The sequence below is a fragment of the Methanobrevibacter sp. genome, assembly GCF_045636185.1.
In the GTDB taxonomy this organism is placed as follows: domain Archaea; phylum Methanobacteriota; class Methanobacteria; order Methanobacteriales; family Methanobacteriaceae; genus Methanocatella.
Map to the genome: position 1 here is coordinate 1 of NZ_JAZTXC010000018.1, position 9,891 is coordinate 9,891.

10 protein-coding genes are annotated in these 9,891 nt (G+C 34.3%); 8 read left to right on the forward strand and 2 right to left on the reverse strand.

All coding sequences use genetic code 11. From position 1 onward, the window contains the following. The 7 genes from ACKI3Q_RS01395 to ACKI3Q_RS01425 all read left to right on the forward strand — a co-directional run. The coding region (locus ACKI3Q_RS01395) for a group II intron maturase-specific domain-containing protein (RefSeq protein WP_407413564.1) at nt 1–581 on the forward strand (581 nt) is incomplete at its 5' end. Nucleotides 582–869: 288 nt separating this feature from the next. Further along, nucleotides 870–2,036 (forward strand): RNA-guided endonuclease InsQ/TnpB family protein, encoded by a 1,167-nt coding sequence (locus tag ACKI3Q_RS01400; RefSeq protein WP_407413566.1) that lies wholly within the window; start codon nt 870–872, stop codon nt 2,034–2,036. A gap of 254 nt (nt 2,037–2,290) precedes the next feature. Continuing rightward, nucleotides 2,291–3,583, forward strand: a complete 1,293-nt coding sequence (gene glmU, locus ACKI3Q_RS01405; RefSeq protein WP_407413582.1) for a bifunctional sugar-1-phosphate nucleotidylyltransferase/acetyltransferase — start codon at nt 2,291–2,293, stop codon at nt 3,581–3,583. Nucleotides 3,584–3,600: 17 nt separating this feature from the next. After that, nucleotides 3,601–4,083: a gamma carbonic anhydrase family protein gene (locus ACKI3Q_RS01410; RefSeq protein ID WP_407413568.1), complete on the forward strand. Its 483-nt coding sequence runs from the start codon at nt 3,601–3,603 to the stop codon at nt 4,081–4,083. Nucleotides 4,084–4,086: 3 nt separating this feature from the next. Then, on the forward strand, nt 4,087–5,187 hold the full coding sequence (hisC, locus tag ACKI3Q_RS01415) for a histidinol-phosphate transaminase (protein WP_407413570.1): 1,101 nt from the start codon (nt 4,087–4,089) through the stop codon (nt 5,185–5,187). Then, the gene (locus ACKI3Q_RS01420) at nt 5,187–5,897 is read left to right on the forward strand and encodes an anaerobic ribonucleoside-triphosphate reductase activating protein (protein ID WP_407413572.1); all 711 of its coding nucleotides are present in this window, start codon (nt 5,187–5,189) and stop codon (nt 5,895–5,897) included. The genes hisC and ACKI3Q_RS01420 overlap by 1 nt, the downstream gene beginning before the upstream one ends. 18 nt (nt 5,898–5,915) lie before the next feature. Next, entirely contained in the window at nt 5,916–7,052 is a 1,137-nt protein-coding gene (locus tag ACKI3Q_RS01425; RefSeq protein WP_407413574.1) for a tetratricopeptide repeat protein, read from the forward strand. Nucleotides 7,053–7,324: 272 nt separating this feature from the next. Here ACKI3Q_RS01425 and glmM read toward each other — a convergent pair whose 3' ends face one another. Then, nucleotides 7,325–8,689, reverse strand: a complete 1,365-nt coding sequence (gene glmM, locus ACKI3Q_RS01430; RefSeq protein ID WP_407413576.1) for a phosphoglucosamine mutase — start codon at nt 8,687–8,689, stop codon at nt 7,325–7,327. A gap of 233 nt (nt 8,690–8,922) precedes the next feature. On the opposite strand from glmM, the gene ACKI3Q_RS01435 reads away from it, so the two are divergent. Continuing rightward, a complete protein-coding gene (locus ACKI3Q_RS01435; RefSeq protein WP_407413578.1) occupies nt 8,923–9,096 on the forward strand; it encodes a hypothetical protein in 174 nt (57 codons plus the stop codon). A gap of 275 nt (nt 9,097–9,371) precedes the next feature. Here ACKI3Q_RS01435 and ACKI3Q_RS01440 read toward each other — a convergent pair whose 3' ends face one another. Then, a complete protein-coding gene (locus ACKI3Q_RS01440) occupies nt 9,372–9,821 on the reverse strand; it encodes a hypothetical protein (RefSeq protein WP_407413580.1) in 450 nt (149 codons plus the stop codon). Nucleotides 9,822–9,891 lie beyond the last annotated feature (70 nt).

The window sequence follows — 9,891 nt, forward strand, 5'->3', positions numbered from 1 at the left end:
TGAAAGTACCTGAAATTCTAGAACCTTATTTAGTTAAAAGAGGTTTAACACTCGCTGAAGACAAAACAAAAATTTCCCATTTACGAGAGGGATTTGATTTTCTGAGACTGAATTTCAGAATATACTACTCTAAAAATGGCCACAAAACTTTAATTAAACCATCTAAAGAGAGTATTCAGAAAGCCCGAGATAAAATCTCCGATATATATGAGAATATGAATGGAAACAATGTTGATACCTTAATTGAAGTTGTTAATCCAGTTATTAGGGGAATTGCTAACTTTTGGAAACCCTATGTTTCCAAGGAAATATTTGGCAAAATGGATAATTTCATTTGGATTAAGAATAGTAAATTCCTTACACGGCTTCATCCCAAGAAAAGTAAGAAATGGATTAAAAAGAAATACTATCCGCCTTACAATGATGGAAAACACCGAGATAATTGGGTTTTAACTGGCCCTAATAATGGTCTACATATGGAAAGAATGTCTTGGTACCCGATTAGACGGCATACCATGATAAAATTTAATTACAGTCCATATGATGCTAGTAAATCAGATTATTTTGCAAATAGACGATAAATTAAACCTTATTATTCAGATAAATGTTTGCTTGAGCCCATTGTGATGAAAGTCACACGATGGGTTCTTAGGAGAGAAGGAGGGGGCGACCCCTCTGACTTATCCGACGAGATGAATTTCACAAAAAAGACACGGAGTCATTTTTTTTAATTAATATTTTTGAATAATTACTTTTCAAATGCTCTCTCTCATTTTGTTTATATATTTTGTATATTCATATATATTTTTGTAGTGATAAAAATCTGTTAATGGTTTTTTTCAATGGTTGTTAGATGGTGTGTTTTATTTATGCCTGAGGTTTTAAGTTGTAAATGTAGTATTAATCCTAATTGGGATTTAAAGATTGCTTTTTGGGATGCTTTTGGAGCTTCACGTTTTGTTAGCAATAACGTTAGACAAAAAGTAAGGCAAGCAAGAATTCACAACAAGATAATCGATAAAAATTACCCTGAATCTAAGGATGAAAAGATTTGGATAAATAGGAGTTTTTACAATGATTGTCTACGTGAATTAAAGCATGAAAATCCATTTCTATACGAAATCGACTCTACAGCTTTACAAGAATCTACAGAACGCTTACAAAAAGCATATCAACGCTATGATAAAAGATTATCTGGTGAACCTAAGATTAAAACATTAAAAAATCCAGTACAATCATTCACCATTAAAAACATCAAAAACAGCATTAGACTCAAAGACAATTACATAAGACTAAATAAATACGGATTCATCAAACTACATGGATTGCGACCAATACTGGGCAGAATACAAACCGTAACAATCCTATATGACAAAGGAAGATGGTATGCAATATTGACTTATCGAATTGAAATCCGAATAGATCCACTTCCATTAACCGGTAAAGCAGTGGGAATTGACGTTGGTTTAAAAAATTATATCACATTATCAACGGGAGAGGTGATAGCCAAACCAGACACCCGTGATTTAGATTATAAAATAAAAAAACAACGCAAAATAGTATCCCGCAGATTCCAAGTCTCACCATATGGAAGCAACTACCTAAAAGCCATAGAACAACTACAACGACTCGAACACAAAAGAAACGACATAATAAACGATTTCCACCACAAAATAAGCAAAAAAATAGTTAATGAATACGATATAATCGTAATGGAAACATTAAATATTAAAGGTATGCTAAAAAATCATCATGTCAGTAGCGGAATTCATGATGTCGCATGGTATAAACTAAAACAAAAAATCAAATACAAAGCAGAATTATACGGTAAAACATTCATCGAAATAGATCAATGGTTCGCTTCCACAAAAACATGCCACAAATGCGGCTACAAAAACAACAACATAACCCTAAAAGACAGAGAATGGAATTGCCCAAAATGCGGCACACAGCATGAAAGAGACCACAATTCCGCAGTCAATATCTTAAACGAAGGGTTAAAAACACTAAAAAAACCTAGGGGACCTGGGGGATAGCTTAGAATATTTTCCATTCAATAGAATGGATTACCTAAGAATCTCCGACCTCTACAGGTCGGAGAGGTTCAATTCAAGCATTTTAGTTTATTATTTCTTTCATTAAAATCATCACTTATATCAATACTGGTAAAATTATTGATTGTAAAATCAAGATAACTGATGCTTTTTCTCATCTGAAATATTGTAATGTAATTAATTATATATTAGAAAAAACATAATATTGTACAATAATTTTTAATTAATATGGGGTAATTAAATTGAAAGCAATAATTCTAAGTGCTGGTGAAGGTTCAAGGATGAGGCCATTAACACTTACAAAGCCTAAAACAATGTTGCCTGTCGCCGGTAAGCCAATTATTCAATATAATATAGAAGCATTAAAAAACAACGGTATTACTGATATATTATTAATTGTAAGATATAAGGAAGAAATTGTAAAAGAGTATTTCGGTGATGGATCCAAATTTGGTGTCAATATTACCTATGAAACTCAAAAGGATTTCCTCGGAACAGCTAATGCTATTTCATATGGTGAAAATTTCATTGATGACAGTTTAATTGTTTTAAATGGGGATATTATACTTGATGATGATATAATCGGTGAAATCATTAAAAAATATAATGACTTGAAGCCAGATACATTAATGGTTTTAACTGAAGTAGATGATCCTTCCGCTTTTGGTGTTGTTGAAATAGATGACGGCAACATTAAAAATATTATTGAAAAGCCTAAAAAAGAAGAAGCTCCTAGCAATCTGGTCAATACTGGAATATATGTATTTAACAAGGATATTTTTGAAAAAATTGAAAAAACAGAAATATCTGAGAGGGGAGAATACGAAATTACTGATTCAGTTTCCCTGCAGATAGATGAAGGCAAAAAGGTCATCGGCCACAAGACAGATAAGGATTGGATTGATGTTGGAAGGCCATGGGAACTTATTGAAGTTAATGAAGAGTTAATCGGTGACTTAAAAACCCAGATTAAGGGTAAGGTTGAAAACGGAGCTCACATTCATGGTGAAGTTTATTTGGGTGAAGGCAGTGTCATTAAAGCGGGAGTTTACATTGAAGGTAATGTTTACATAGGTAAGGACTGTGATGTAGGTCCTAACTGTTATATTCGTGGCAATACTTATCTCGGCGATAATGTTCATGTCGGTAATGCAGTTGAAATCAAGAACTCAATCATTATGGAAAATACCAATGTCAGCCATTTGAGTTATGTTGGGGATTCCGTAATAGGTTCTAACTGTAATATTGCAGCAGGAACAAATCTCGCCAATTTGCGTTTTGACAATGCTAACGTTAAAACCAAAATCAAGGATGCAATTGAAGATAGTGGAAGACGTAAGCTTGGGGCCATTATCGGAGACTCCGTTAAAACCGGAATCAACTCCAGCTTTTCTCCTGGTGTTAAGGTTGGATCCAATTCAACAATCGGTTCAAATGTTCTATTATATGAAGATTTGCCGTCTGATACAAGAGTATTGTTAAAGCAAACTCACATTGTTCAGGATAAAATTAAAGAAAAGAAAGAATAAATTAAACTAGTGATATTATGGAAAATAAAAAAGACTCTATTGTAATATGCCCTGGTGCTCAAGTACTTGGTGATGTTGAACTCGGTGAAAATGTTTCCATTTGGCATGGTGCTGTCGTAAGAGGAGATACTGCTCCAATTAAAATAGGAAATAATTCCAATGTTCAGGACAATTGTGTTGTCCACTGCTCCAAAGATTTCCCTGTTGTCATTAAGGATAATGTATCTGTAGGTCATGGGGCCGTTATTCACGGATGCACGCTGGAAGACAACGTTTTGATTGGAATGAATGCGACGGTTTTAAACGGAGCCAAAATAGGCAAAAATTCTATTGTCGGTGCGGGAGCAGTTGTAAGTGAAGGAAAAGAATTTCCTGAAAATAGTCTGATTTTAGGAGTTCCTGCAAGACTGATTAAGGAAGTGACTCCCGAACAGATTCAGCATATTCAAGTTAATGCAGATAATTATGTAAAACTTTCCAAACAGTATAAGGAAGATTAAATCATGAAACCAAGACAAATCGTTAGTGATATGGACTCATATGTTCCCGGAAGGTCACAGGATGAAATAGCTGAAGAATTCGGATTAAAAAAGGAAGACATTATTAAGTTGGGATCTAATGAAAATCCATGGGGTCCTTCTCCAAAAGCTATTGAAGCCATTAAAAATGAATTGAACTCAATGAACCGGTACCCTGAATCTCAGCTTAAGGAAGTAGTTCATCTTGCAGCCCAATATGCTGGAGTTAAGGATTCTCAGGTTATAATCGGAGGAGATGGTGCTGACGAAATCATTGATGTTCTGGCAAAGACTTTCATAAATCCCGATGATGAGTTTATTGTGCCTTTGCCGTCCTATATGTATTATGAATATTTGTTGAAGCAGTATGGCGCTAAGCCGGTTTATGCAAAATGGGATTTGGACAAAAATGCTTTGGATGTCGAATCTATTTATGACAAGATAACTCCAAAAACCAAGATGATATTTCTGTGCAGTCCGAACAATCCTACAGGCACATTGATTGACAGAAATGATTTAATCAAGATTGCTGGAGACAATCCTGACATATTAATCGTTATTGATGAGGCCTACTTTGAATACTCTGAAGTTACAAATAAGGATTTAATCAATGAATATGACAATATTTTTATTATAAGGACAATGTCCAAGGTTTTAGGCCTTGCAGGAATGAGGATAGGATACGGCCTTGCCTGTGAGGAAATCATCGAATACATGCACAGAATAAAGCCCGTATTTTCCCTGACAAGACTGTCCTATGTTGCGGCAGTAAATACATTTAAGGATACTGACTATATTGAAAGATCAATAAGGGATGGAATAGAAAGCAGGGATTATCTCATTGATGAGCTTTCTAAAATAGATTCTCTTAATGTATTTCCGTCAAAATCCAATTTCATATTGATTGGCGTTAAGGATACAGGTTACACTGCAGCAGAAATTGCTCGCGAATTTATGAAAAGAGGAATTATAGTTCGTGACTGTACATCCTTTAAAGGTTTAGATGAATACTGGATAAGAATCAGTATCTGTACAATGGAAGAGAATAAAAAATTCATTGAAATTGTTCATGAGGTAGTAGACTGATGTATGTTGGCGGAACTTTAATATCCTCAGTGGAATTCCATGGAAATATGTCCCTGGTTATTTTCATGTCCAAATGTCCTTTGGCATGCAGATATTGCCACAATGTGGAACTGCTGGAAGACGATACTGAAAAGACTTTTGAAGAAGTTAAAAAGGACATTGACCATGCTGCTGATTTTATTGATGCTGTTGTAATATCTGGCGGCGAGCCGTTGATGCAGCTTGATGCATTGATTGAGCTTTTCACATACATTAAAAGTATTGGCCTTAAAACAAAGCTCGATACAAGCGGAATTTATCCGGAAAAAATCGAAAAGCTGCTGGAACTGGAACTATTGGATTTCGTGTCCTTGGATGTCAAGGCGCCTTTTGAAAAATACAGAAAGATTACCGGAGCCAAAGTCGGTTCACAGGTTAAAAAATCAATGAAACTTTTAAATGAAGATTCTAATGTTCGCCTGGAAGTCAGAACAACTTACGTTCCTACATTGCATACCAAAAAGGACATCCATAATCTTGTAAGTGATGTTGAAGGCGACATCTATACGATTCAGCAGTTCAGAAACAAAAATGTGCTGGATCCTGCTTTGGAAGAAGTTGAAGTTCCGAATCCTCACGATTTGATTAAATTAGCTGAGGAAATCAGGCCGTTATTTGATGGTGTCGTTAAAGTTAAAACAGGAGAATTTGGAGAACAGGTAATTGAATGAATTTAAGGGAGGTCCAAAATGCCGATTTTATCATTTTCCAGTAATGATATTGATGTTATAACAGGTAAAAAAAGAAGAACAATCCGTAAACTTTGGAAAACTCCTCTTAAAAAAGGTGACAGATTATACTGTTACTGGAATCTTGTTTCAAAAGAAAAGATGAAGATTTTTGAAGCCATTGTCACTGATGTTGAAGACATTGCTTTTGAGGATATCGTAGACAATGATGATGTTGCCCGTGAAGAGGGATTTAAAGACTCTAAAGAAATGTTAAAGGAATTTAAAAAGATGTATGGTGGCAGAGTCGACAATTCCGACAAATTCCAGATTATTTATTTTGAAAAATTGGACATCGATGACTGGAAAGGAGACAAAATCGATGAAAAGTCAATGATAACAAAACGTGCAGACATTCTTTTTGACAGCGGTAAATTTGACAAATCCACAATGTGCTATGATGCGGCTTTAAGAATTGACCCTCATGATGTTTATCTCTTGAATAAGCAGGGAGACAACCTTTCAAGACTGGGCAAGTTTGATGAAGCCATTGATTGCTATGACAAGGCATTGGAAATCGAGCCCGATAATGTATATATCTTAAACAACAAGGCTATTGCCCTTTTGAATGCAGGTGATTTGGATGGTGCATTGAAGGCAAGTACCATTGCTTATAATTATTCTCCAAGCAGTCCTATTGTGTTATACTGGAGAGGATTCATTCTGGAGGTTTTAGGAGAGTATGATAAGGCATTGAAAGTCTATGACAAGCTCATAGTCATTGACAGTGAAAATCCTGAAGTTTGGAATTCCAGAGGAAACCTTTTAACTGACATGGGCCGTCTGGAAGAGGCAATTGAATCTTTCGACAGGGCGGTTGAGGTTTGTTTGGATGATTCTGAAATGGATGCTGATGCTATTAACAGGATGGGTAATGCATATATTGATTTGGGTAAACTCGATGAAGCTTTGGAATGTTTTAATACAGCTATTTCTTTAGAAAAAAATAATATTGACTTTTTGCTAAATAAGGGCGTTGTACTGATGGAACTGGGCAAATTTGAAGAGGCTGTTGATAGTTTCAATAAGGTGTTGCTTAGAAATCCCGACAATGAAGATGCATTTTTCCTGAAAGAGGAATGTTTGGAAAACTTCTGAGGATGTTATCTTTTGAAGTAAATTTTTTCATTGTATTAATGTTTAAATATTTGGTTTGTCATAATATTTTAAAGAATTTTTTTAAAATTCTTTTTTGTGATTTTTTCACTAAAAATACATGATGAATTAATCAATGTCTGTGAGTATTTTATGGGGTTATTTTTTTAATTCCACATTAAGGTATTGATTGTTTTAAAAATAGTTTTTTTTTTAAATGTTTTTTGTTAATATTAAAAAAAGTAAAATTATTGAAGTAAAAGTTACTTCAATTTTTAGCCTTTGTATTTTTTAATTAAGCCGAGACCCCATTCGGTCATTTCATCGGCTTTTTCCTGTGAATCGCTTTCAGCAAAGCATCTGAAAATAGGTTCGGTACCTGAAGGTCTAATGATAACCCATCCGTCCTCTTTTAGAATTTTTACACCGTCGGTTAAATCCAGTTTGAAATCGGTTGTGGTTTTGATTTCTTCAGCGATATTATCCATAACTTCTTGTTTTAAATCGTCAGCACATTCGATTTTTGTTTTGCTTGCATAATAGACAGGAAGCTCTGCTACCAATTCAGATAATGGTTTTTTCTCTAAAGCCAAGGTTTCTAAGATTTTAGCAACAGTCATAACGGCATCTCTTCCATAGACAAAGTCCGGGAAAATTAAACCGCCGTTTTCTTCCCCACCAAATAATCCGTCTTTTTCATGCAGTTCACGTGCTACAAGCAAATCTCCAACTGCAGTAGCTATTACTTCTCCGTTGTATTCTTCTGCTATGTCATAAATTGCCTGGGAAGTTGCAACGGTAGTAACTATGATTCCACCATTATTTTCCTTAAGCATTTGTTTTTCAACAAGAGTGAATGTTTTATCTCCTAAAACGAAGTTTCCTTTCTCATCAATGCAGATTGTTCTGTCAGCATCTCCGTCATGGGCAAGACCTATATCTGCACCCAATTCTTTTACAACGCCAATCAGTTCCTGGAGGTTTTCTTCAATAGGTTCAGGGTCACGTCCAGGAAATGCTCCGTCCGCCTGACAGTTAAGGGTGGTTACTTCACACCCTAATTTACGGATTAAGTATGGTGCAGTGTAGGCGCCGGCACCGGATCCGCAGTCAACAACCACTTTCAAGTTAGCTTCTCTGATTGCATCAGCATCAACTTTTGATATTGCCTCATCAACGTATTCATCAATGATTTTGTCATTGCTGTAAACCTGACCAATTTCAAACCATTCTGCTCTTTTAGGTTCTCCGTCAAAGTATAACTCTTCAATAGCCAAATCCATTTCATCAGGAATTCCAATACCATATTCGTCCAAAAACTTAATTCCATTGTATTTTGGAGGGTTGTGTGAAGCAGTAATCATTACTCCACCATCATAGTATTTGCGAACGGCGTATTGAACACCTGGTGTAGGGAGTATTCCTAAATCCACAACATCACATCCTGATGATAAAAGACCTGCCTTTACGGCTTCCATTAACATAGGACTTGTTGTTCTTGTATCTCCACCAACTGCAACGGTTCCTTGAATTTGAGTTCCATAACATGCAGCCAGTCTTGATGCAAATTCAGGGGTTAATACATCGTTTGCAGTTCTTCTAACTCCAAATGTTCCGAATAATCTTTTTTTACTTGACATGTTAATAAATTCCTATAAATTTAATTATATATAATTTTGGTTTTTGGTTAATAAATATGTATTTATCTTAATGGTGCAAGAATACATGATTTCTATAAGTCGTGGTAGTTCAACATTTTATTATTTCGGAAAAATGATTCTAATGATGAATTAACAAAAAAGTATGCATTCTGATTGATGAAAATGAATGTTACATTACCAACGCCATATTAACGGAAATAATCACTGTTTCAATGGAAAAAACAAAAAATATGCAATTGGTTGAAACAGCATATTTCTATTTGAATGATAATTTCATCATTGTCAATGAATATGATATTGAAGATTACAATGAAAAGCTATTCAACATATTTCAAAAATATAATAATAATGCTTTTAGGGTAAGCTTTATGGACGTTCCAGCATAATTATTTCAATTTATTTAAATCTTGATGCGGTTTTGTCATTGGATAAAGAGTTTAAATTATTTTTTGATGGTTTTAAAATAAGGTGTGAAATATTATTCTATTTTTTTTTTAATTTGAAATTTAAATTAGTAATTCTGCTTCAAACTAGCTGTTTTTAACTTTAAAATAGGTAATTTTTTCAAATTAAAAAATTAATAAAAAAATGAATATTAAATGTTTAAAAAAACATTTAACATATTATTGTTCTTTTAAAGCTGATTTTTCCATTCAGTTTTCTACCACCAATCAAATAAAATGCCTATAGAAACTATTAGCAATGGTGGATTTGCGGTTACTACTGCAATAACGCTTGTAGTAATTCCTACAAACATTTCACCGCCATTATTGTGGGCTTCATAATCACTATTTACTTGAATTTTCGGTCCAGGAATTTCAAAATCGTGGGGTTTTGGTCCTGTAATGTTTAGCTCGCCTGAATGAATTTTCGGTCCGGTAATGTTTAGTTCGCTTGGGGTATTTGTGTTGTTTTCAAGGGGTTCAATATTTAAAGATGAATTGTCTTCAGCACTAATATTGAAATCAACATTCTGTACATTGGCAATGTCAATTGTATTGCCTATGTCTGTGTTATTTGTCATATCTACATTATGATCCGCTGCAGAAGCGCAGCTGATGGCGAATACAAAAATTAATAAAGATATTGTAATTAAACTTATTTTTTTCATATTGTTCCTCCTAATTCGTTTATTAGAAATTTAATCTCAAATTAGTCTATGTAAAAAATATGTTATATAT